The organism is Paenibacillus mesotrionivorans, assembly GCF_046098205.1.
Taxonomy (GTDB): Bacteria; Bacillota; Bacilli; order Paenibacillales; family NBRC-103111; genus Paenibacillus_AR; species Paenibacillus_AR mesotrionivorans.
Genome location: NZ_JBJURJ010000014.1, coordinates 1 through 22,140, shown reverse-complemented (window position 1 = coordinate 22,140; position 22,140 = coordinate 1). Strand labels below are relative to the sequence as shown.

At 56.2% G+C, this 22,140-nt stretch carries 17 protein-coding genes, 11 tRNA genes and 1 rRNA gene; 13 read left to right on the top strand and 16 right to left on the bottom strand.

The window, feature by feature from the left end; all coding sequences use genetic code 11:
* Positions 1-565: 565 nt before the first annotated feature.
* The 13 genes from ACI1P1_RS20185 to ACI1P1_RS20125 all read right to left on the bottom strand — a co-directional run bounded on the left by ACI1P1_RS20185 (position 566) and on the right by ACI1P1_RS20125 (position 3,451).
* Positions 566-636, bottom strand: a tRNA-Gly gene (locus ACI1P1_RS20185).
* A 13-nt stretch (positions 637-649) separates the two neighbouring features.
* Positions 650-728, bottom strand: a tRNA-Leu gene (locus ACI1P1_RS20180).
* A gap of 14 nt (positions 729-742) precedes the next feature.
* A tRNA-Gly gene (locus ACI1P1_RS20175) sits at positions 743-814 on the bottom strand.
* Positions 815-969: 155 nt separating this feature from the next.
* Entirely contained in the window at positions 970-1,764 is a 795-nt protein-coding gene (locus ACI1P1_RS20170; RefSeq protein WP_416218248.1) for an endonuclease/exonuclease/phosphatase family protein, read from the bottom strand.
* 231 nt (positions 1,765-1,995) lie between these two features.
* Entirely contained in the window at positions 1,996-2,547 is a 552-nt protein-coding gene (gene lepB / locus ACI1P1_RS20165; protein ID WP_416218247.1) for a signal peptidase I, read from the bottom strand.
* A 128-nt stretch (positions 2,548-2,675) separates the two neighbouring features.
* A tRNA-Leu gene (locus ACI1P1_RS20160) sits at positions 2,676-2,758 on the bottom strand.
* 67 nt (positions 2,759-2,825) lie between these two features.
* Positions 2,826-2,898 (bottom strand) — tRNA-Lys (locus ACI1P1_RS20155).
* 11 nt (positions 2,899-2,909) lie between these two features.
* Positions 2,910-2,982 (bottom strand) — tRNA-His (locus ACI1P1_RS20150).
* Positions 2,983-3,000: 18 nt separating this feature from the next.
* Positions 3,001-3,084 (bottom strand) — tRNA-Tyr (locus ACI1P1_RS20145).
* Positions 3,085-3,093: 9 nt separating this feature from the next.
* Positions 3,094-3,169 (bottom strand) — tRNA-Thr (locus ACI1P1_RS20140).
* 10 nt (positions 3,170-3,179) lie between these two features.
* Positions 3,180-3,253: transfer RNA gene (locus ACI1P1_RS20135), tRNA-Asp, on the bottom strand.
* A gap of 11 nt (positions 3,254-3,264) precedes the next feature.
* Positions 3,265-3,338, bottom strand: a tRNA-Met gene (locus tag ACI1P1_RS20130).
* Positions 3,339-3,361: 23 nt separating this feature from the next.
* Positions 3,362-3,451: transfer RNA gene (locus tag ACI1P1_RS20125), tRNA-Ser, on the bottom strand.
* A 307-nt stretch (positions 3,452-3,758) separates the two neighbouring features.
* Here ACI1P1_RS20125 and ACI1P1_RS20120 point away from each other — a divergent pair.
* The 6 genes from ACI1P1_RS20120 to ACI1P1_RS20095 all read left to right on the top strand — a co-directional run bounded on the left by ACI1P1_RS20120 (position 3,759) and on the right by ACI1P1_RS20095 (position 12,515).
* Positions 3,759-6,266, top strand: coding sequence for a U32 family peptidase (locus ACI1P1_RS20120; RefSeq protein ID WP_416218246.1), 2,508 nt, complete (start codon positions 3,759-3,761; stop codon positions 6,264-6,266).
* 801 nt (positions 6,267-7,067) lie between these two features.
* Positions 7,068-8,144, top strand: a complete 1,077-nt coding sequence (locus tag ACI1P1_RS20115; RefSeq protein ID WP_416218245.1) for an ABC transporter ATP-binding protein — start codon at positions 7,068-7,070, stop codon at positions 8,142-8,144.
* Positions 8,137-8,847, top strand: coding sequence for an ABC transporter permease (locus ACI1P1_RS20110; protein WP_416218244.1), 711 nt, complete (start codon positions 8,137-8,139; stop codon positions 8,845-8,847). The genes ACI1P1_RS20115 and ACI1P1_RS20110 overlap by 8 nt, the downstream gene beginning before the upstream one ends.
* Positions 8,848-8,952: 105 nt before the next feature.
* Complete coding sequence (locus ACI1P1_RS20105) at positions 8,953-10,356, top strand: GldG family protein (protein ID WP_416218243.1); 1,404 nt, start codon at positions 8,953-8,955, stop codon at positions 10,354-10,356.
* Positions 10,353-11,324 (top strand): DUF4340 domain-containing protein, encoded by a 972-nt coding sequence (locus ACI1P1_RS20100; RefSeq protein WP_416218242.1) that lies wholly within the window; start codon positions 10,353-10,355, stop codon positions 11,322-11,324. The genes ACI1P1_RS20105 and ACI1P1_RS20100 overlap by 4 nt, the downstream gene beginning before the upstream one ends.
* A gap of 168 nt (positions 11,325-11,492) precedes the next feature.
* Entirely contained in the window at positions 11,493-12,515 is a 1,023-nt protein-coding gene (locus ACI1P1_RS20095) for a DUF1835 domain-containing protein (RefSeq protein WP_416218241.1), read from the top strand.
* 29 nt (positions 12,516-12,544) lie between these two features.
* On the opposite strand, the gene ACI1P1_RS20090 is transcribed toward ACI1P1_RS20095, so the two are convergent.
* From ACI1P1_RS20090 to ACI1P1_RS20080, 3 genes are all read right to left on the bottom strand, one after another.
* Positions 12,545-12,856: an HNH endonuclease gene (locus tag ACI1P1_RS20090; RefSeq protein WP_416218240.1), complete on the bottom strand. Its 312-nt coding sequence runs from the start codon at positions 12,854-12,856 to the stop codon at positions 12,545-12,547.
* Positions 12,837-13,370 (bottom strand): hypothetical protein, encoded by a 534-nt coding sequence (locus ACI1P1_RS20085; protein WP_416218239.1) that lies wholly within the window; start codon positions 13,368-13,370, stop codon positions 12,837-12,839. The genes ACI1P1_RS20090 and ACI1P1_RS20085 overlap by 20 nt, the downstream gene beginning before the upstream one ends.
* 142 nt (positions 13,371-13,512) lie before the next feature.
* Positions 13,513-14,010, bottom strand: coding sequence for a hypothetical protein (locus ACI1P1_RS20080; protein ID WP_416218238.1), 498 nt, complete (start codon positions 14,008-14,010; stop codon positions 13,513-13,515).
* 190 nt (positions 14,011-14,200) lie between these two features.
* On the opposite strand from ACI1P1_RS20080, the gene pcrB reads away from it, so the two are divergent.
* The 7 genes from pcrB to ACI1P1_RS20045 all read left to right on the top strand — a co-directional run.
* Positions 14,201-14,941, top strand: coding sequence for a heptaprenylglyceryl phosphate synthase (gene pcrB, locus ACI1P1_RS20075; protein ID WP_416218237.1), 741 nt, complete (start codon positions 14,201-14,203; stop codon positions 14,939-14,941).
* Positions 14,942-14,974: 33 nt separating this feature from the next.
* Entirely contained in the window at positions 14,975-17,350 is a 2,376-nt protein-coding gene (gene pcrA, locus ACI1P1_RS20070) for a DNA helicase PcrA (protein WP_416218236.1), read from the top strand.
* Between the two features lie 254 nt (positions 17,351-17,604).
* Positions 17,605-19,641 carry an NAD-dependent DNA ligase LigA gene (gene ligA / locus ACI1P1_RS20065; protein ID WP_416218235.1) on the top strand — a complete coding sequence of 679 codons (2,037 nt, stop codon included), beginning with the start codon at positions 17,605-17,607 and terminating at the stop codon, positions 19,639-19,641.
* Between the two features lie 143 nt (positions 19,642-19,784).
* Positions 19,785-20,213, top strand: coding sequence for a BlaI/MecI/CopY family transcriptional regulator (locus ACI1P1_RS20060; protein ID WP_416218234.1), 429 nt, complete (start codon positions 19,785-19,787; stop codon positions 20,211-20,213).
* Positions 20,210-21,010 (top strand): M56 family metallopeptidase, encoded by an 801-nt coding sequence (locus ACI1P1_RS20055; protein WP_416218233.1) that lies wholly within the window; start codon positions 20,210-20,212, stop codon positions 21,008-21,010. Before ACI1P1_RS20060 ends, ACI1P1_RS20055 begins: the two co-directional genes overlap by 4 nt.
* A 78-nt stretch (positions 21,011-21,088) precedes the next feature.
* Positions 21,089-21,880 carry a prolipoprotein diacylglyceryl transferase gene (gene lgt / locus ACI1P1_RS20050; protein WP_416218232.1) on the top strand — a complete coding sequence of 264 codons (792 nt, stop codon included), beginning with the start codon at positions 21,089-21,091 and terminating at the stop codon, positions 21,878-21,880.
* Positions 21,881-22,068: 188 nt separating this feature from the next.
* A 16S ribosomal RNA gene (locus ACI1P1_RS20045) occupies positions 22,069-22,140 on the top strand; the annotation flags it as partial.

The window sequence follows — 22,140 nt, the reverse complement described above, 5'->3', positions numbered from 1 at the left end:
CAGACGCCGCTATTTCCATCATTTTAGTCGGTATGTGGGCAAAATGGGGGGGAATAGCGGCGCTGGAGTCCGTTAGATTGCAGGGGAAGGCCATTTCGGGGAAATAGCGGCTGTGGTGTCCGTTAGCCCAGCTTAGGAGTCACCGCGGTTGCGTCAGAAGCGAATGGAGTGGGGGATACCCCACTAAACGAGAAAAAGCCGTCCGCGACGGCTTTTTCTATTCTATGCGGGTGATGAGAAGAGTCTGTGTCTTCCGGCCAATACTTGGCCGAATGTGACGCGGACGCACGCTTGAGGGCTCACTCCAATAGGCTGGAGCTCGCAAGCGGTCGAACCCTGGGGGTTCGCTTCCCATACAAAGAAAAAAGCCGTCCGCGACGGCTTCTTTCTTTTCAAGCGGGTGATGGGAATACTCCGTGTCTTCCGGCCAATACTTGGCCGAATGTGACGCGGACGCGCGCTTAAGGGCTCACTCCAATAGGCTGGAGCTCGCAAGCGGTCGAACCCTGGGGGTTCGCTTCCCATACAAAGAAAAAAGCCGTCCGCGACGGCTTCTTTCTTTTCAAGCGGGTGATGGGAATCGAACCCACGCTACCAGCTTGGAAGGCTGGAGTTCTACCATTGAACTACACCCGCATCCTATAATGAATACCGGTGAGAGGACTCGAACCTCCACGGTTTCCCTCTCGATTTTGAGTCGAGCGCGTCTGCCATTCCGCCACACCGGCATAAAAAACAAAAAAGCGGACGAAGGGATTCGAACCCTCGACCCTCGCCTTGGCAAGGCGATGCTCTACCACTGAGCCACGTCCGCATGCTACAAATGAAGTTCTATCGTTTTAGCGACGAATTTGATTATAGCACCATCCTGGCTGATGCGCAAGAGGGAAATGAAAAGGCTTGTCGATAACAAAAAAACCGCCTAATCGGAGATCTCCGTCAGACGGGTTTAGAGCAAAAGGGGTGGTTTCAGCCAGGCAGCTCCAGAATGGCGCAGACCGGATAATGGTCGGACGGATACCGGCCTTCATACTTCTTCCGGTCCACCCGCACAGCTTCCACGTTAACAGAGGGAGCGGTGAAGATGTAGTCGATGGGCAATCCATCCTCGCCGCCCAGGAAATCATGGAAGGTCCGGCCGGGGTTGAACTCCGGTGGGCCGGGAGGCAATACGGCATAGGCGTTCCGGTATCCCGCCTGCTCCAGCCCGAGAATCACCGGATGATCCGGCTCCACATTCAGGTCTCCTGCAAGAAGCAGGGGTGTCCCCGGCGCAGACTTCCTGAAGCTTTCCATCCGTCTGCGGATCAGCTCCATACCTTTGATCTGAGCCTCATTACTGATATGGTCCAGATGGGTATTAAACACGGCGATTTCCCGGCCGGTCTCCAACGCCTGGAGCCGTACCCAGGTACACATACGGGGGCAATTCGTATCCCAGCTTAACGTTCCCAGTACTTCCGGCTCCTCCGACAGGCTGAAATGCCCTGCTTCCAGGCACATCCATTTGGCCTTATCATAAAACACGGCACAATGCTCATCCTCACGGCCTCCCCGGCGTCCTTCGCCGATCCACAGGTACCCGGGCAGCTCCGCCTGCAGGTCCTGCAGCATGCTGTAACGTCCTTCTTGGGTGCACAGAATATCCGGCTGCTCGCGGAGAACCGCCTGTGCCGCCGCACGGACGCGGCGGGTCCAGACATTGTCGCCGTCAGACTCCGCCATAATCCTGAGATTAAAGGTCATCGCCTTCAACTTTGTCATATGTGCAATCTCCTTTTTAGCGCTCAGATAGCATCCGGTGGGACTGCTTGTTGCTGCACACCACCAGAACATAACCAAGGCTGCTGCTGGTTTCCTTCAGGCCGTGAAGCAGGTAGCCGTAGGCACCCCCGCGGAATCCGTCAGGAACTAACCAAGGATTGTGGTTTCCCGTATCTTCAAACTTCTGACCATTACATTCGGAACGTAGTTCAGTTCCTTGGCGAGGCTGTCCTAATCCACCTGCCCAAAATCCTTCAGCGGCCAGACCCGGAGTACGGCCTTGCCCTCAACGCTGGTTAAAGCAAATGGCCCCAGTTGGCGGCTATCGGTGCTTCTTTCCCGGTTGTCGCCCATCACAAACACATGCCCTTCGGGAACGGTATACGGCACGGATAAACCGGCGGCGTAGGTGGTTCCTTTGACATACGGCTCCTCCAGCAGCTCTCCGTTTACATATACACGCCCGTCCTTCATATCAATAATATCGCCGGGCAGTCCGATTAATCTTTTAATGAGGCGGTCCTTGTACTCCGGTCCGTCAAGAATGATAATGTCCCCGCGGCCCGGATCGCTGAACCGGTAAGTCAGCTTATTCTCAATCAGCCGCTGGCCTTCATAAAGTGTACCTTGCATGGAGATGCTGCGCACCTCTGTTTGCGCGAAGGCATAATTTTGAATGAGCATATTGGCGACAAAGGCTACCGGAATAATCCAAACCCAGCCCAGAATCTCGCGGGTTAAGCTCTTTTTGGCTGGTGCTGCAGTTTGATCGTGCTTGTCCATTCTTCGAATACCCCTTTCCCATTAAGCTTCCAGTTATCTATACGCCTGTACAGCATCGTTTGTTGCGGTGACCCCAAAAACAGAAAAAAAAGAAGCCTTGGTTCATCACCAGGCTTCTTTCATTATAGTGCGGTCGAGAGGACTCGAACCTCCACGAGCTTTCGCCCACTACCCCCTCAAAGTAGCGTGTCTGCCATTCCACCACGACCGCATATTCTATTAAAATCAGGCAAAAATAACAATAACATGGTGAGGGGTAAAAATCAAGAAAAAGAACATGAGCCATGTAGGACTCGAACCTACGACACCCTGATTAAAAGTCAGGTGCTCTACCAACTGAGCTAATGGCTCACAAAGGAAAGGGCGATCGAAGGGAATTGAACCCTCGAGTGTCGGATCCACAAACCGATGCGTTAACCACTTCGCCACGATCGCCATAAAACAAGGTAAAAATGGTGGAGGGCGATGGATTCGAACCACCGAACCCGAAGGAAGAGATTTACAGTCTCCCGCGTTTGGCCACTTCGCTAGCCCTCCACAAAAAAATGGTGCCGGCTAGAGGACTTGAACCCCCAACCTACTGATTACAAGTCAGTTGCTCTACCAATTGAGCTAAACCGGCATATAAGGTACGGAGCCGACGAGATTCGAACTCGCGGTCTCCTGCGTGACAGGCAGGCATGTTAGGCCTCTACACCACGGCTCCGTATAAAACTATTGCGGGGGCAGGATTTGAACCTGCGGCCTTCGGGTTATGAGCCCGACGAGCTACCGGGCTGCTCCACCCCGCGTCGTCAAAAAAAGGTATAAGCTACGGAGAGAGAGGGATTCGAACCCTCGAGACGCTTGTGACGCCTACACGATTTCCAATCGTGCTCCTTCGACCAAACTCGGACACCTCTCCATACAAGTCGAACGTTTGATATTGTAACCGACACAGCCGAAAATTACAACTGCCACAGCAAAATTTTTCTTAAAGCGCTTTACTGCGTTTCTGGCCGGACCTTTAATATATCATGATGATTTTTAAATTGCAACGGAATTTTCACGAAAATATAGGGAAAACCGGGGAGAATCCCTTTCCTGCCATGGAATTGCTCCGGTTGGCATGCTACACTAAAGCAGTCCGTGGTTAACGGGCGGATGAAAAAAGCAAGAGTGTAAGCTTGCGAAGTAGGCTTTCATTCAGGAAGCCCTGAGGAGGAATAATAATGTCTGTTCATATAGATCGCCAGGAAGTGGAACTGCTTGCCCCTGCCGGGGATTGGGAATGTATGCGGGCGGCGGTGGCCAATGGCGCAGATGCCGTTTATTTTGGAGTGGAGAAATTCAACGCAAGAGCGCGTGCCAATAATTTTACCATGGACGAGCTGCCGGAAATTATGGCGTTTCTGCATATGTACGGAGTGAAGGGATTCCTGACCTTTAACATTCTCGTTTTCGAAAATGAACTGGATGAAGCCCGCCAGCTGGTGGAGGCCTGCGTGGATGCGGGTGTGGATGCCGTCATTGTCCAGGACCTGGGCCTGGTGCGGATGATCCGCGAGATTTCTCCGGACTTCCCCATCCACGGCTCCACCCAAATGACCATTACCTCCGCTGAAGGGGTGGAGTTTATCAAGCCCTACGGCTTAAGCCGCGTGGTGCTTGGCCGCGAAAACAATATGAAGCAAATCCGCACCATCGGAGAAGCAGCCGTCATGCCGTTGGAAATCTTCGTGCATGGGGCTATATGTGTCTCGTACTCCGGGCAATGCCTGACCAGTGAAATGTGGGGCGGCCGCTCCGCCAATCGGGGGGAATGCGCGCAGGCCTGCCGGCTCCCTTACGATATGGAAGTGGACGGGGAAGTGAAGCCTATGGGAGATGTGGCATATCTGCTGTCTCCCAAGGATCTGGCTGCGTTGGAGCTGGTGCCGGAGCTGATCGAAGCGGGGGTTTCCTCCTTCAAGATCGAGGGGCGGATGAAAAGCCCGGAATATGTAGCCAATGTTACCTCCAAATACAGAGCCGCCATTGACCGGCATCTGGAAGGCAAGCCTGTAGAGCCTACAATGGAGGAAATGAGGGAGCTGGAGCAAAGCTTTTCCAGAGGCTTCACCCACGGATTCCTGAAGGGCACCAATCACCGCAAGCTTCTGGACGGTACCTACCCCAAAAGCCGTGGTGTCTTCTTGGGCAGGGTGAAGGAAGTGCTGAAGGATGCTGTGCTCTGCGAGCTGATCGGACCCGTGAAGCGGGGCGATGGAATCGTGTTTGATGCCGGGGACCCCACCAAGAATGAAGAGGGCGGACGGGTTTATGATCTCTGGTGCGGCGAGCAAAAGATAGAGGGCGAGTTTCCCGAGGGTATGGTGCGGATCATTATGGGACGCAACGATGTGGATGTGACCAAAATCCATCCCGGCAACCGCATCTGGAAAACCAGTGACTTGAAGCTGGACAAGCGGCTCCGTCAAACCTTCGAAACCGAGAAGCCGTACCGGGTCTTCCCGCTTGCCGTACGTGTGGCCGGTTCTTTGGGAGAGCCGCTGCGAACCTGGTGGACGGATATGGAAACCGGCAATTGTATCTATAAGGAATCCGAGCTTCTATTGGAGCAGGCGATGAAGCGCCCTATGGATGAGGCGTTTTTGGAGGAACAGCTGGGACGGACAGGCGGTACGCTTTTTGAACTGGAAAAGCTGGAGGTCCATCTGAAGGGCGAGCTGATTGTGCCGATGCGGGAGCTGAACCGGCTGCGCCGGGAGGCGGTGGAGGAGCTGGAGGATGAACGGCGTAAACCCCCGGCGTATACGAAACGCTCCATCCGCGTATATGCGGATGCCCATCAGTATAAGCCGCAGGCCCTGAAGCCGGAGCTGACGGTCCTGTGCAGAAGCATGGAGCAGGTGCATGCTGCGTTGGAATGCGGAATCGGCCGGATTTATGCCGATTTTGAATTCATTAAGCAATTTCCGGAGGCAGTGGAGGCAGTACGCGCAGCCGGACCCGGACATGAAATCGGCCTGGCTGCTCCACGGATCCATATGCCGGGGGAGGGCGGATACTTCCGCAATATTCTCCGTTTGAAGCCGGATGCGGTGCTGGTCCGGAATACGGGAGCCCTGCAGGCGTTCCTGGAGAGCGGCAAGGAGAATCCGGCGGAGCCTATGCCTGAGCTGGTGGGGGACTACTCGCTGAATATCGCCAACCATAAGGCGGCGGCTCTCTTTTTGGAGGCGGGCTGCTCGTGGATTGTCCCTTCCTATGATTTGAACATCCAGCAGATGACCGATCTGATGGAGCGCTCCGACACCTCCCGGATGGAGGTGGTGATCCAGCAGCATATGCCCATGTTCCATACGGAGCATTGCGTGTACTGCACCTTCCTGAGCGAAGGCACGGATTACACTAATTGCGGACGGCCCTGCGAGGAGCACCGGGTTTCCCTCAAGGACCGGGTCGGCTTCTCCCATCCCGTCCGGGTGGATGACGGCTGCCGCAACACCGTGTACAATGCCATCGAGCAATCCGGAGCGGAGTATCTGCAGCATTTTATCGACCTGGGCGTGTCCCGGTTCCGGATCGAGTTCCTGGAGGAATCGGCGGATAAGGTGCACGAGGTTATTAAGCTGTACCGGGAGGCCATGGCCGGCCGAATCTCCGGCACGCAGGTCTGGAAAACGCTGAAGGCTACCAACCAGTTGGGTGTGACCCGCGGACAGTTGACGCGGTAAAAAACAGTAAGACTGTCTTAACGCCGTAGTGTGGCGGAGGGGCAGTCTTTTTTGTTTACTGGTGGGACAAGCGGAACCGGGCAGCTCTACAGCAGGCCTCTGGGAGAAGGGCGTCATAGCGGAAAGGTTTTTCCGCTAATTGCTTATCGGCCGGAGCTGACAGGCAGATAACGGAAAGGGATTTCCGTTAACATGCCCTTCTGATGTCTGTGAGCCGGGTCAGCACCAGAATAACGGAAAACAGCTTCCGCTATCGGGAGGGGATAACACTCCGGCGGTGGAATAGCGGAAGATCGCTTCCGTTATTTTCGGATTGGTGCAACTCCTGATTGGTACAAAACCCGCCGCGGGACAGTTTCCAGCCAAATCGGCCGATTATGGAAACCTGGCGCATACAAGACAGGAGATAAGAGGTTGGAGATTCGCCCAATAGGGGAAGGGGGGGCCCCGCTATCTACCACAAAAAGGGCGGCAGATGGAAAATAGAGGAGGCGGCTCTTCCGTTATTGCCGTGGTTTTTCTCCCCATGTCCCCATTTGGCGGGCGATAGCGGAGATTAGACTCCCGCTATAGGTACCAAACCTGCGGTAACGCCTAAATAACGGAAGAATGGGTTTCGCTATTACAAACACCGCGCATAAACGATAGACGGACATCACTGATTGTCACAAATTAGACACATATTTTTAAGCTTGCTTTCAGATTTTTTTAAGCTGCGTTTAGAGTTCGATACGTATATTGAATTTGCCTAAGCCTCAAAACGTGTAAGTCAAAACATTCGAATATTTGGGGGGTAACCAAGTGTTAGAAGTGCGCGAGGTCAGCAAAATGTACGAAAACCAGCGCGGCGTCCGCCATATGGATTTCTCCATGAGCCGTGGGGAAATTGTCGGTTTTCTCGGGCCCAACGGGGCCGGCAAAACCACCACCATGCGGATGATTACCGGGTATCTGAACCCGACCAAGGGGAAAATTCTGGTGGATGGCCTGTCCATGGCCGAACATCCCAAGAAGGCGCGCCGCAAAATCGGCTATCTGCCGGAAACACCGCCTTTGTATCCCGAGATGTCCGTAGGCGCTTACTTGAAGTTTGTCGCCGATCTGCGGGACATTCCCATCCGGGAGCAGCGAATCCGCATCGGGGAAGCGGTGGAGAAGCTGGGGTTAAAGGGGAGAGAGAAGCAGATCATCAAGGGGCTGTCCAAAGGCTACCGGCAGCGGCTGGGTCTGGCCCAGGCCATTCTGCATCAGCCTGATCTGCTGATTCTCGATGAGCCTACCTCCGGTCTGGACCCCAAGCAAATTATCGAAATCCGCCAGCTGATCAAGGAGCTGGGGGAAAAGCATACCGTCCTGCTCAGCACCCACATTTTGCCCGAGGTCAATACCCTGTGCAACCGTGTCCTGATCATCAACCAGGGTCAGATTGTGTTGGACGGCAATCCCGAAGAGCTGGGCGGGCAAATGGAGAGCAAGTTCCAGGTTTCCCTGGAGATCCGGGGCGAGCGGGAGCATATCCTGCGGGAGCTGGCCTTGCTGCCCCAGGTGGAGGCCGTCAAGATCCGGGAGCCGTCTGCTCCAGGTCAGGAAGCAAGCAGCGAAACCTCCTCGCTTCTGGTATCCGCCCGGGACCGCACGGATATCCGGGAGGCCATCTTCTTCCGCATGGCGGAGCGGGGGCTTCCCATTCTTGAGATGAAACGGGAGAATCTCAGCCTCGAGGATATCTTCCTGCAATTGACCAGCCAGGATCCATCCGTCGTGATTCGTGAGGATGGGGCTGTGCCGCAGACGGCAGAACCGGCTGAGAATCGTTCAGACGAGGATAAAGCCGAAGAGGAGACCGAAGCAGGGGAAGGAGGCGACAGCCGTGCGTAGAACCTGGGCGATTTGCCGCAAGGAGCTCCAAATGTACTTTTATTCCCCGGTGGCATATGTAGCGTTTGCCTTTTACTTCTTGTTGGCGGGGTTTTTCTTTGCCAATGATTTTCTCTCCTCCTTCACCGTGGATATGCGTCCCTTGATGTCCAATATGATCCTGTTCTATCTGTTCGTGATTCCCCTCCTCACCATGCGCCTGGTGTCCGAGGAGCTGCGCCAGGGAACGGATGAGCTGTTGCTCACCTCACCGGCCAGCTTAACGGAAATTGTCATGGGCAAGTATCTGGCCGCACTGCTGGTGCACTTCCTGCTGGTGGCCTTCAGCCTCCTGTATCCGTTGATTATGGGCACCTACGGTTCGTTGGACCAGCCGGTCCTGTGGCTGTCATACCTGAGCCTGTTCCTCCTGGGAGCGGCCATGATGGCCGTTGGGCTGTTCTGCTCGTCCCTGTCCTCGCATCAGATGATTGCGGGCATTGCGGCGTTTGCCATGCTGCTGTTGCTGTGGGTTATTGACTGGCTGGGCTACAGCCTGTTCTCCTCCGCCCGGGATATCTTCACACAATTCTCCATCGTCCAGCGGCTTACCAACTTACAGAAGGGGATCTTTGACCTGCCGGACGTGCTGTTCTATGTGACGATGGTGGCCATGTTCCTGGTGCTGAGCATTCAGGTGCTGGAGCGCAAACGCTGGAGATAGAGGATGGAGCAGATGCTTACGAAGTAGGCTTTCCTTTCAGAAAGCCCAGCAGATGCTTACGAAGCCAGTTTTCGCTCCCGCGAAAACCTTTAGGAGGATACAACTGTGAAAAATTGGATCAAAGGCGCTAACGCCGCCGTTCTGTCATTGGCGGTGGTGGGCATATTTATCCTGCTCACCATCTTCCTGCACTCCTTGAAGGGGGCCCAGTGGGATTTGACCGCCAACAAAAAATTCACCCTGTCCGATAAAACCATCACCACCCTGAAGAATCTGGAGCAGGACGTTCATGCCATTGCGTTTACCGATCCGGGTCAAGGAGTGGTCAGCCGCCAGATCAAGGATCTGCTGGATGAATACCAGAAGCGCAGCGGCAAGTTCACCTGGGAGGAAGTAGACCCTAAGAAGAACCCTTCCCTGGCCCAAAAATATGAGATCGGCTCATACGGCACCATTATTTTTGAGAGCGGCGGCAAAACCAAAAGCGTCACCAGCTCCGAGCTGTTCGGCTACGGCTCCCAGCAGACCACCTATACCTTCAGTGGGGAAGCGAAGTTCACCCAGGCGCTGGTGGATCTGACCTCCGGGCAAAAACATATCGCCTACGCCATCACCGGACATAATGAGGTGACCCTCTCCGACGCCTCCGCCTTCAAGAGCGGGCTGGAGAATGAAGGTATGCAAATCAAGGAGCTCAACCTGTTTTCGGCAGGGGCTATCCCGGAGGATGCGGAGACCCTGATTATTCTGGCTCCGCAAAAGGACGCCACCGAGCAGGAGGCCACGCTGATCACCGATTTTGTCAAAAATAAAGGCAAGCTCTATATGGCGGTGGGACTGGCCAATGAGATGGCGAAATGGACCAACTGGAACAAGGTGCTGTCTGCCGTCGGGGTGCAAAATGACAACGCCCTTGTCATTGAGTCCTCCAAGACACTGTCGACTAATCCGTTGACCATCGTGCCCCAGTACGGCTATCACGATATAGTCACCAAGCTGGAGGAGCAGCGGGCCATTGTTGCCCTCCCGGCAGCGATGTCTCTGTCTACGGTGAAGGATTTCGCCGATTATAAGCTCAGCGCCCTGCTGCGGACCAGCGATGCCGGTTATGGCAAGAAGAATCTGGCGCCCTTTACCTCGGCCAATACCCAGTTAACCCAGGACACCATCAAAAAAACCGATGGCGACCTGACAGGCCCGCTGGATCTGGCTTATGCAGTCACCACTCAGGACGACAAACCCAAGGCGGTGGTTATCGGCAACGGCATGTTCCTGCGGGACGACTGGATCGCAGAGCAGAGCAACCGGGATTTTGCCCTGAATAGTGCCGGCTGGCTCAATGAGCAGAAGGATGTGGTGACCATCCGGCCGAGAGAGGAAGCGGCGCCGGAGCAGGTTTACATTTCCATGTCCAAGCAAAAGATGATCTTCTGGGGAACCATCGCCGTCTTCCCGCTGGCCTTCCTGGCGGCAGGGGGAGCAGTCTGGTGGAGGAGGAGAAAAGGATGAAGAAATTTCTGCCCACATTGATCCTCCTGGCCGTCCTCATCGGCGGCTATGCCTACGCCAAGAGCGAAAACTTCTTTAAGGAAGAGGTCAAGACGGATCAGGAGCTGTTCGCCGTAAAAAGCGCCGACGTGAAGGAGCTGAAGCTGGGCACCGGGGCCAACGCCGTGCAACTGAAGCGGACCGCAGGCGGCTGGGAAATGACCGCGCCGGAGACGTATCCCGTGGAATCGTATGCGGCGGATGCGGTGGCGGAATCTCTGGCAACGCTGACGGTGAAGGGGATTGTGGACGAAGCTCCTGCCAACCTGGGGGAATTCGGTCTGGACCAACCGCTGCAGCAGGTGGAAGCTGTTTTGGCAGACGGCAGCAAAAAGACGGTGCTGATCGGCAACCCGCTGCCGGTGGCCGGGACTACCTATATGAAGACCGGCGACGCCAACACAGTATATGAAGCGGACGATACCAAACTCACCAACATCAGCAAAACCGCCGAGGATCTCCTGGATAAATCCGTGTTCAAGGTGGAGTACGACAAGGTTACCGCCCTGACTCTGGAGTGGAAGGGGGAAACATGGACCCTGGCCAAATCTGACCCGGCCAAAAAAGCGTACGAATCCGCCTGGAAGCTGGGCGACAAGGAGCTGAAGCCGGAGGAGGGCAGCGGAGTGCTGGATCAGCTGATCTTCCTGTCCACAGACCGCCTCCCCAAAAAACGGTCGGAGGTGGACTGGACCGCCCCCGAGCTGAAGGTGACCGTTACGCAAACCGAGGGGACACCCCTAGTATATGAAGGCAAAATCGACAACCAACTGGTCCGGGTGGCCAAAACAGACGGCGCCTTCGCCTTTGCTCTCAGTGCTTCCGATATGGACGCGGTGGCCACCAGAATAAAGGAGCTGTTAACGGCGAAGCCCGCCGAGGCCAGCCCTGCGCCGGCCAGCGCCTCACCTTCCCCGTCGGGCCAATAGCAGCACTTAACACCAAAAGACCGTTCAGCCGGGAACCGCAAAAAGGGTCCCGGCTTTTTATCATACCTTGGCGGATGGCAAGAATGGCAATAAATTTAGGCGAATGTATGTTTCCTTCGGCAACATGGGATATAATGGGGGTAGAGTGAGGAATCAGGAAGGGAGTGCATGACAGTGCTGCATATTACTAACGGGGATGCGGTGGCGGAAAAGCTGAAGGAAACCGGGATCGAAGGAACGGTTTTGCCGTGGCGGGAGGATTATACGGAGGGGCCGGTGGCACCGCAGATGGATGGGCCTGCCTTCCGGGAGAAGCGCGCAGCCTGGATGGAGGAGACCTATGGCATCCCGCAGGCGCTGTTCGCCGGAGCCTGCGGCGAGCAGGAGGCGGCGCTGGCCCGGGCCGCCGCCCAAGGCGAAGAGATCGTGCTCTGGATGGAGCACGATCTCTTCGATCAGACGATGCAGGCGTACCTGCTGCATCGTCTGGCGCGGCTGGATGCGGAGGGCGGCGCACAGCCCCTCCGCATCCAGCTTGTTACCATCGGCTCGTATCCGGGGATCGAGCCGTTTCACGGGCTGGGCCAGCTTACCGCGGAGCAGCTGGCTGCGCTTTACCCCGGGCGGCGCCCCGTCCCCGCAGAAGCGCTGGCGCTGGGCCGCCGGGCCTGGGAGGCCTACGCTTCCCCCGACCCGCGGTCGGTGGAAGCTCTGCTCCAGGCCGAAACGGCGGCGCTGCCTTTTCTGCGGGAGGCCTTCGCCGCGCACCTGAGCCGTTTCCCGTCCGTGGCAGACGGACTGGGGCGCGTAGAGCGCGCGGCGCTGCAGGCCGTCAGCGCCGGAACCCACCATCTGCTGCCGCTGTTCCAAGCCGCAACCGGCCCGCTTTCCCTCTTCGGCATCGGGGATCTGGCCTTTTGGGCATACCTGCGGCGGCTGGGCTCGGGCCCGGCTCCCCTGCTCCGGCTCAGTATACCCGATGAGCTGCCCCGCTACGGAGATGCGGGGCCCCTGCCGGGTTTCACCGTCCATCTGACCCCGGACGGCCAGGATGTGCTGGCAGGCAAGGCAGACTATGTCAGGCTGGGCGGCGTCGACCGGATATTGGGAGGGGTTCAGCTCAAGGCAGCGGCGGAGGAGCCGGTATGGCGCTGGGATGAGAATCGCCAGCGGCTGGTACACGGCGCGTAATTCCACCGAGTGGGGGAAAACTCCACTCCTTATCGTCCGCCACGCACGGCCCGGGACTTCCGTGTCCGGGGAATGGTCTCCGGCGGCTGCTTGCGGATCCATTTCAGATACAGTCTGATCTGCTCATCCGCCTGCAGAGCCGCAATACTGGAAAGCCGGGCCGCCAGCTCCTCATTGGTATAAAGCGCATGCAGCCGTTTGTGGCACGGATGGCATAGCTGGGCAGTGGGTTCATGGCTGCCGCCCATCTCCCGGGGAATCAGGTGATGGACAGTGATCGACACCCCTGTCCGTCCGCACAGAGCGCAGAGGCCGGACGCCTTATTGTCCGGCGGGTGCATACGCATCCTCCCAGCCGCACAGCGCCAGCAGCCGGGTGACGGGATGCGTCAAGCCGAACAGCCGGGGTTCGTTTTCCTCCGAGAAGAACAGAATATATGGCTCCCGGCCCGTGGGCATGAACAGATAAGCCTCGGCGGCCAGGGTATAAAAGCCGGGCTGCCGGATTTCCACCGCCGGCCGCAGGGGAACATGCAGTACTGTACCGTCGGCGGGATCGATCCGGAAGGTGCCGGCCGAGCCCGAAGCAGACTGGGCCAGCTTGCTGAGCTCCTCCTGTATTTCCGGCGTTACCGGAATGCGGGCCGTCACCTGGCCCTTCTGAACATCGAAGCGTTCGACCTGCCCATGTGTATCCCCGCCGGCGCCGGTGGGGTTATTCATTAAAACAGTGGCGGCGGCCTCTCCGGAAGCTGGCGATACCAGTACGGCCGAGAGCAAAAAAACCGTTACGGCGGCAGTCTGAATCAAGAGACGGAGCCAATTAGGATATCCGGTGCGTGCATCGTAGGACATAACAACCATCCTTTTATAGAAGACATGATGATAGTATTCCCCATCTTCCGCTCCATACCAAAAACTCCCGCTGCAGGCATGAGCCGCAGAGGGAGCTTTAGAATTCGTCATGAGAGGCGCTTTATGGATCATTTCCGCATTTTCACAGCGCCTGAGCCATATCTTCAATTTCTGTCAGCCGTACGGTTTCCACAACCTTCCGGTCCACATCATATACCGTAACCGTACCCACATCCGCATCATGGCTGACAATTTTGCAGGCGATGTCCAGGAATTGACCCTTGCCCTTCAGCGCCTTCAAGCGGATCAGCTTGTTTTCCTTTTTCCATCGTGAGAGATCCTCCAGCATGGACATCATCATTTGGGAGGCTTCCATATTTTTGGGTCCTGGCGGCATGGGCGCAGGTTTCGGGGGAACGGCCGGAGGTTTGGCGGCGGCAGGCGCCTCTTTGGGAGAATGCCGCTGGACCGCGGGGTTACCCGGAGCACCCGGAACCGCGTTTCGGAGGGAGGCGCTTTCTTTTTCCTGCCACAGATACTTCTTGATCCGCTTCGTGTAAGCCAGGTAAGCTAAAAGCTCCTTGACAACGTAATCTTCCCCCTCTTCAATGTCAATTTCCAACAGTATGGTCTTGGGCATGTGTTCCTTCCCCTTTATGAAGAGACTAATAACCTACGACTTAATGCTTGCCTGTATCCAATATAGCACAGTTAATCTTGAATTTCTGCAAAGACTTGCACAACCAAAGACCCATTTGACACCCTGTGCAGCCTCCCGTAGACTTGAAAGAGAGAAGCGGCCTTTGCAATTCGGCAGGAAGGGGTTTCCCATGCAAGAGTCTTTTACCCATTGGCGCCATATCTTCAAGCTGGATCCCGAAAAAGACCTGTCCGACGACGCGTTGGACAAGCTCTGCCGGTCCGGCACCGATGCTTTTGTCATCGGCGGCTCCTCCGGTATTACGTATGATAATACTTCGGCGTTATTGGAGCGGCTGAGGCGGTACCCCGTAGTATGCGCCCTGGAAATTTCCACAGATGAAGCGCTGGTGCAGGGGTTCGACTGGTATTTGGTCCCCTCGGTGCTGAACACCTCCCGCGGGGAATGGATTACCGGCCGCCACCAGCAGGTGCTAAGAGATGCGGAGCCGTATATGGACTGGAGCCGGGTTGCTGCAGAGGGATATGTGATTCTCAATGAACAATCAACAGCGGCCGGGCTCACTGGCGCCGTCACTCCGGAATCCCTGGAGGATGTCCTGGCCTATGCCGCCTTGGCAGACAAGCTGTTCCGTGTCCCCATATTCTATGTGGAGTACAGCGGTGTCTTCGGCAACATGGCATGGGTCCGGCAGGTGAAGGAACGGTTGGCCTCCGCCAGGCTGTTCTACGGGGGTGGCATTGACGGTCCGGAACGGGCCCGTCAGGCTGCACAAGCTGCGCATACCATAGTGGTAGGCAACGCCATCTACCAGAATCTGTCCGGTGCAATAGCCACCGTGGAAGCGGTCCGCCGTGTGGATGGAGTTCCGTTATCCGCATGCAGCGGCACCTTACCCTTTTCTTCATAATGTTACTAATTAATATAGACAGGATGGAATGTGATGAGCTTTTCAGTGAATATTGAACAGGCGGTCCGTTTGCTTAATCCCCCTCAGCAGAAGGCGGTACAGACCGTAGACGGTCCTCTTCTTATTATGGCCGGGGCCGGCTCAGGCAAAACCCGGGTGCTGACCCACCGGATTGCCTACTTAATTGCCACCAACAAGGCTGCGCCATGGAGCATTCTGGCCATTACCTTTACCAATAAGGCAGCCCGGGAGATGCAGGAGCGGGTGGAGAAGCTGGTAGGTCCCTCCGCCAGGGACATCTGGGTATCCACGTTCCACTCCATGTGCGTCAAAATCCTGCGCCGGGATATTTCCCGGATCGGATTCTCCTCCAACTTCTCCATACTGGATTCAGCCGACCAGCTGTCCGTGATCCGGAATTGTATGAAGGAGCTGAATGTCGACACCAAGAAGTTCGAACCCAAGGCGGTTCAGGCTGCTATGAGCAATGCCAAAAACGAGCTGATTACCCCGGAGCGCAAGGAAGCCCTCATCGGCGACTATTTTGACGGTATTGTTGCCAAAGTGTACAAGCTCTATCAGAAAAAGCTGAAGGCCAACAACTCCCTGGACTTCGACGACCTGATCATGACCACCATCCAGCTCTTCAAAGAGGTTCCCGAGGTGCTGGATTATTACCAGAACAAGTTCCAGTATGTCCATGTGGACGAATATCAGGATACCAACCGGGCCCAATATATGCTCTGCAAAATGATTGCCGACAAGCACCACCGCATCTGTGTGGTGGGCGACAGCGACCAGTCCATCTACCGCTGGCGTGGAGCGGATATTACCAATATCCTCAACTTCGAGCAGGATTATCCCGAAGCCACCACCATTCTGCTGGAGCAGAATTACCGTTCCACCTCCACCATCCTGAACGCCGCCAACAAGGTGATTGCCAACAACTCGGGCCGCAAGGCCAAGAACCTGTGGTCGGATAAGGGAGAGGGCTCCAAGATCCAGGTGTACCAGGGAGATTCGGAGCATGAGGAAGGCTATTATGTAGTGTCGCAGATCAAGAAGGGCCTGACCCAGGGCCGGAAATACCGGGATTATGCTATTCTGTACCGGACCAACGCCCAGTCCCGGGTAATAGAAGAGATTCTCATCAAGTCCGAGGTGCCCTACCAGATTGTCGGCGGCATCAAGTTCTATGACCGTAAGGAAATCAAGGACATTCTCGCGTACCTGCGGCTCATTTCCAACCCGGACGACGATATCAGCCTGCGGCGGATCATCAATGTGCCCAAGCGGGGCATTGGGGATACCACGGTGGAAAAGCTTGCTGACGCCGCTGCCCGCCAAGGCATCTCCATGTTTGCCATGCTGGGGCAGCTGGACGGGATGGAGCTGGGGGCGAAGGCCAAGAATACCCTGTGGGACTTCTATGAAATGGTGACTAATCTCCACCGGATGCTGGAATACTTATCCGTGACGGAGCTGACGGAGAAAACCCTGGAGCTGACCGAATACAAGGTGGAGCTGATCCGGGAGAATACCCTGGAATCCACGGCCCGTCTGGAAAATATCGACGAGTTCCTCTCCGTGACGATGGAGTTTGAGAAGCGCAACGAGGACAAGTCCCTGGTGTCCTTCTTGACAGATCTGGCGCTTATCGCCGACATCGATTCCATGGATAGGGACGAGGAAGAGGGCAGCGGAGATGCCGTGGTGCTAATGACCATGCACAGTGCCAAGGGATTGGAGTTCCCCGCTGTGTTTATAGTAGGGATGGAGGAGAATATCTTCCCCCACAGCCGCGTCCAAAACAGCAACGAGGAGCTGGAGGAGGAGCGCCGGCTGGCTTATGTGGGCATTACCCGGGCCGAGCAGGAGCTGTACCTGACCTGCGCCCGGATGCGTATGCTCTTCGGCCGCACCAGCGCCAATGCACCCTCCCGGTTCCTGAAGGAGCTGCCCCGGGAGTGCATCGAGGATGCCGCCGCGGCCGCCCGTATGGGCCGCGAGGGCTTTGGCCGCCCCATCGGAGGGGGCGGCTACAGCGAGCGCCGCAGCGGTGCACCTGCCGCCGGTTATGGCGGCGGAGGCGGTGCGCCCGGCGCGGCGGCAACCGGCCGCGGCAGCCTCTTCGGCGGCAGCCGGGCCGCAGGCAACCCCGCAGCCGCCGGTATGGGCGCCGGAGGAATGGCCGCGGCACGTCCCGCGGGGGTACCCGGCACTGCCGGCGGCAACAATCCCGCCGACTTCGGTGTCGGCGACAAGGTCTCCCACAACAAGTGGGGCACCGGTGTTGTGGTAGCGGTCAAGGGCTCCGGCGATGATACGGAGCTGCAGATTGCTTTCCCCGCGCCGGTGGGGGTCAAACGGCTGCTGGCCAAGTTTGCCCCGATTTCCAAGCAGGCGTAAACGGACCAATTTTGCTAGGCCGTGCCTGAAAACTCGTTGAGGGCATCTTTCATCGCCTTTTCGTCCCTTGCCATGAACGAAAATTTGGCTATTAGCTGCTCCTCTCGGAGTTTTCAGACACGCCTAAGCTTCCAAAAAAGGCTTCTTTTGCAGATGGACCCGCTTCTTTGGAGGTGCTTTCGCATAGAAGCCTTTTTTACATATATGCATAGATAGATACCTGACTGATATACACCGAAAGGAATGATTGCCGCATGACCGTTGAAGAAACCTCCCGGGAGCCGCTGGCCCGCATGGAGCAGCTGATTGAAGAGCTTAACCGGATGGCGCATGAATACTATACATTGGACACCCCCTCCGCAAGCGATGTGGAGTATGACGCCCTGTATGATCTGTTGATGAAGCTGGAGCAGGAGACAGGGCTGGTGCTGCCCCACTCCCCCACCCGGAGGGTAGGCGGCGAAATTCTGAAGGGCTTTACGCCCCACCGCCATCTGGCCAAGCTGTGGAGTTTGGACAAAGCCCAAACGGAGGCGTCCCTGCTGGCTTGGCATACCCGCGTGAAAAAGCTGGTGGACCAATATAACCAAGCCAATCCGGACAATCCGCTGCCGGAGCCTTCCTTTGCCCTGGAGCTGAAGTTTGACGGGCTGACCCTGAATCTGACCTACCAGAACGGGGAGCTGGTGCAGGCCGCCACCCGGGGCAACGGGCAGGTGGGAGAAGGGATTTTGGCCCAGGTAAAAACCATCCGTTCAGTGCCCTTGCGCATTCCCTTCAAGGAGGGAACGCTGGAGGTGCAGGGCGAGGGGGTTATGTTCCTGTCCGTACTGGAGAACTATAACAAGACGGCTGCGGAGCCTCTGAAGAATGCGCGGAATGCCGCCGCGGGTGCGCTGCGCAACCTGAACCCCAAGACCACGGCGGAACGGCGGTTGGACGCGTTCTTTTATAATATCGGCTATGCGGAGGGTGTCCGTTTTTCCAACCATAAAGAAATGACGGATTTCCTGAAGGATAATCATTTCAAGGTAAACGGCTGGACCCGGTATTGCAATACCATGGACCAGGTGATGGAGGAGCTGCGGAAAGTGGCCGGGGAACGCAGCAGCTTTGATTTTCTTATCGACGGCATTGTCATTAAAGTGGCGGATCTGCGCACCCGTGAGGTGCTGGGTTATACGGACAAGTTCCCGCGTTGGGCCATCGCCTATAAGTTCGAGGCGGAGGAGGCGGTGACCACCCTGCTGTCGGTAACCTGGGAGCTGGGCCGGACGGGCAAGCTGACGCCGGTAGCCAAGGTGGAGGCGGTTGAACTGGCCGGGGTGACGGTCCAGAACTGCACGCTGAACAACCTGGGAGATATTGAACGCAAGGGTTTGAAACGCGGCTTGGGCACACTGGTGTACATCCGGCGCTCCAATGACGTAATTCCGGAGATTCTCGGCAAGGTTACGGAGGAGGAGGAAGGGGAGGAAATCGCTGCCCCTGAAGCCTGTCCCGCTTGCGGAACCGCATTGGAATGGCGCGGCGCCCATCTGTTCTGCCCCAACAAAACCGGCTGCCGGCCCCAATTGATTGGGCGGATCGCCCATTTTGCATCCCGGGATGCCATGGACATTGAGACCTTCAGCGAAAAAACCGCGGAGCAGCTCTACGATGAGCGGAATGTCCGCGATCCGGCTGACCTGTATGAGCTGACGCTGGAGCAGCTGGTGACGCTGGAGCGCTTCGGCGAGAAGAAGGCACGCAATCTCTTGGATGCGCTGGAAAAAAGCAAAGGACGGGAGCTGGAATCCTTCCTGTTTGCGCTGGGCATCCCCAATACGGGCAAAACCACCACCAAGGTGCTGGCGGATCATTACCGCTCCCTTGAAGGGGTGATGGCTGCTACAGCGGAGGAGCTGCAGGGGCTGCCGGATATCGGGGGGATTGTAGCCGAGAGTATCGTCAGTTTCTTCAATGATCCGCTGATGCGTGCCAGTATCGAGAAGATGCTCCGTCTCGGCGTTTCCCCCCAAGTGCCGGAGCAGGCGGCTGAAGCGGCTGCCGATAAAGACGGTTTCTTCTATGGCAAAACCGTGGTGCTGACCGGGACCTTGCCCACTCTTTCCAGAGATGAAGCGGGCAAGCTGCTAGAGGCGGCGGGGGCCAAGGTTACGGGCAGCGTATCCAAAAAAACCGACGTGGTTATTGCCGGAGAAGCGGCCGGCAGCAAGCTGACCAAGGCCCAGGAGCTGGGCATACGGATTATCGATAACGAAGAGGAGCTGCGCCAGCTGTTAGGCTGAGCAGCGGGATTAAAGACCGGGAGAGAGGTTTAGCTCCCGGTCTTTTTTGCTGTTAAGATAGGGAGTGAGGGCCTTCTGTGGGACAAGGTTGACAGCATGGATACCATATACTACACTGTGTAGTAAAGTGAGGGGGCGGACGGATGCGAATTAACCGGATCAATGTAAACGACGAGGGTCTGAATCGGTTTTTTGGACCGCTGGAGGCGAGAATCATGGAGCTCTTGTGGTCTTCCGGGGAGCTGAGCATCCGCGAGGTGCAGTCCATGTTAAGCCGTGAGGAGCCGATTTCGGTGAATGCGGTGATGACCGTCATGAACCGCCTGCTCAAAAAAGGCCATTTGGCCAAAGCAGCGGACAGGGCGGGCCGGGACAGGGGAGCCACCTTTAAGCCGGCAATGGGCAAGGAGCAGTTTCTTGATGAGCAGATGCGTGCTGTCTCCCAGGGGCTTGTTTCGGAGTATGGGGATTTGATTGTCACCCATATGATTGACGCGCTGGATGGAGCCAACCCCGCAATCGTGGCCAAGCTGGAGCAGAAAATCAACGAGATGAAGCGGGGAAAAGGATGATGAGCCCCAGAGGTAAAGTGGGTGTCAGCTATGGGCTGACCGTGCTGTTGGTTGCTGCCGTCACAGGATGGATGGGTGGGGTCGTGGTATTAGAGGCTGGGGGCGTGTGGCGGGCTCCGGGACTTCCCGTCCTTCTGCCGGGTTTTCTCCTGGCATACAGCTGCTGCCGGATGCTGCTGCGTATTCTGAAGCAATGGCATCTTACTGTAAAAGGTCTGCGCCTGCTCCGCTCCAATCTTCATCGCGAGTTGTCGAAGCAGCTGCAGGAGGAATACCGGGTGTGGAACACAGAGATTCTTGTGGTCCAAGACAAGGCGTTTGTGGGACTTAACATCGGTTTGTGGCGTCCCCGTATCGTTGTGTCCACCGCAACGCTTGCGCAGTGCTCCGCCGAGGAAGTGAGGGGCATTCTGCTGCATGAGCTCCATCACTGCCGGAAGCGGGACAACTTGAGGCTGTTTATTCTGACGCTTATGGCCGAGTCCTTCTTTTATTTGCCTGTAATTAAACCGGTTCTTGCCTATGTGCATACCTGGCTCGAGCTGTTCGCCGACCGGTTTGCCATCCGGCAGATGGGGACATCCCTTCATGTGGGGACAGTGCTGCTTAAGCTGGCTGGTGGTAAGAGGGCTTCTATATATGGAACCGCTCTGCAATTTGCGGGAACGGCCCTTGATTACCGGATGCTGCAGGTGATCAGTCCGGAGGAAGAGGTACAGGTCCCTTTAAAGCTGCAGCGGCCGGTTCTTGTTACCTGCTGTTTTCTGCTGCTCCTGATGGTGGGCGGAAGTTCGTAGCACATTTTTTTGTGGGATAATACTACGTTATGTAGTATAATGAAGCGTTTAATTCATATTCTGGAGGGGGAGCGTAAGATGAGAGTTGTGCTGTTTCATATTGGTCATATTCCGGTGCATTCTTATGGACTTGTTGTAGCCTTGGCTGTGCTGCTGGCGATGGGGGTGGCACTGTTTCTGGCCAAAGGCACACCGTACCATGACCATATCCCCAATCTGGTGGTTTACGTTATGTTTGGAGCCATTGCCATGGCTAGGGTGTGGCATGTATTTTTCTTTCAGTGGGGTTACTACTCCAAGCATTGGGGTGAAATCCTCCAGGTTTGGAACGGAGGGCTCTCCATTCAAGGCGCTTTGGCGGGAGGAGGACTGGCCGCCGTTCTGTACGCCCGACGACACCGGCTGTCCTTTTTGGAGCTGGCTGATCTGTTGGCTCCTGCTGTTATTCTGGGGCAGGGTATTGGGCGCACCGCCTGCTTTCTCAATGGAGATGCCTTCGGATCGCCGACGGGTACTGGGTTTGGCATCCTCTATCCCCCGGGTACGATTGCCTTCGAAACTTATGGAGCTGTGCCGCTTTGGCCTGCCGAGGTTTGGGAGGGGCAGTGGGATATCGTTGTCTTTGCATTGCTGATTATGCTCAAATTCTATAAATGGCCCAAAGGCTGCTTATTTGCCGGGTATGTGATCCTGTACTCTGCCGGCCGGTTTATGCTGGAATATCTCCGGGGGGATTCGCCCCGTTATGCCTTGGAATGGACGGCCGGGCAATGGACCAGCGCAGGGGCGGCAGCGGCCGGATTGGCCTTTCTTCTGTACGCGGCAGTGTCTTTATATAGAGTACGGAAAGAGGGATTAAAAAAAGTTTAAACGAAAGTGTTGACTTTCGAAAAAGACTCTGGTAGTATAACTTCTTGTGACGACGCGATAACGTCGAAAGACGCGGTCGAGCAGGTCACACAAAGTTCTTTGAAAACTGAACAAATGACATGAATATTTACAGCCAAACGTTTGAACAATTGAGCAATCAGCTCTAACATAACGGTCTTCGGACCACTTTTATGGAGAGTTTGATCCTGGCTCAGGACGAACGCTGGCGGCGTGCCTAATACATGCAAGTCGAGCGGGTT

Bases quoted from the DNA above. Each gene is read 5' to 3' on its own strand.
- ACI1P1_RS20055 (WP_416218233.1), top strand. From the start codon at position 20,210: ATGATGAGCCCCAGAGGTAAAGTGGGTGTCAGCTATGGGCTGACCGTG.
- ACI1P1_RS20095 (WP_416218241.1), top strand. From the start codon at position 11,493: ATGACAGTGCTGCATATTACTAACGGGGATGCGGTGGCGGAAAAGCTG.
- ACI1P1_RS20170 (WP_416218248.1), bottom strand. From the start codon at position 1,764: ATGACAAAGTTGAAGGCGATGACCTTTAATCTCAGGATTATGGCGGAG.
- ACI1P1_RS20090 (WP_416218240.1), bottom strand. From the start codon at position 12,856: ATGCACCCGCCGGACAATAAGGCGTCCGGCCTCTGCGCTCTGTGCGGA.
- lgt (WP_416218232.1), top strand. From the start codon at position 21,089: ATGAGAGTTGTGCTGTTTCATATTGGTCATATTCCGGTGCATTCTTAT.
- ligA (WP_416218235.1), top strand. From the start codon at position 17,605: ATGACCGTTGAAGAAACCTCCCGGGAGCCGCTGGCCCGCATGGAGCAG.
- lepB (WP_416218247.1), bottom strand. From the start codon at position 2,547: ATGGACAAGCACGATCAAACTGCAGCACCAGCCAAAAAGAGCTTAACC.
- ACI1P1_RS20100 (WP_416218242.1), top strand. From the start codon at position 10,353: ATGAAGAAATTTCTGCCCACATTGATCCTCCTGGCCGTCCTCATCGGC.
- ACI1P1_RS20060 (WP_416218234.1), top strand. From the start codon at position 19,785: ATGCGAATTAACCGGATCAATGTAAACGACGAGGGTCTGAATCGGTTT.
- pcrB (WP_416218237.1), top strand. From the start codon at position 14,201: ATGCAAGAGTCTTTTACCCATTGGCGCCATATCTTCAAGCTGGATCCC.
- ACI1P1_RS20085 (WP_416218239.1), bottom strand. From the start codon at position 13,370: ATGTCCTACGATGCACGCACCGGATATCCTAATTGGCTCCGTCTCTTG.
- ACI1P1_RS20120 (WP_416218246.1), top strand. From the start codon at position 3,759: ATGTCTGTTCATATAGATCGCCAGGAAGTGGAACTGCTTGCCCCTGCC.
- pcrA (WP_416218236.1), top strand. From the start codon at position 14,975: ATGAGCTTTTCAGTGAATATTGAACAGGCGGTCCGTTTGCTTAATCCC.
- ACI1P1_RS20080 (WP_416218238.1), bottom strand. From the start codon at position 14,010: ATGCCCAAGACCATACTGTTGGAAATTGACATTGAAGAGGGGGAAGAT.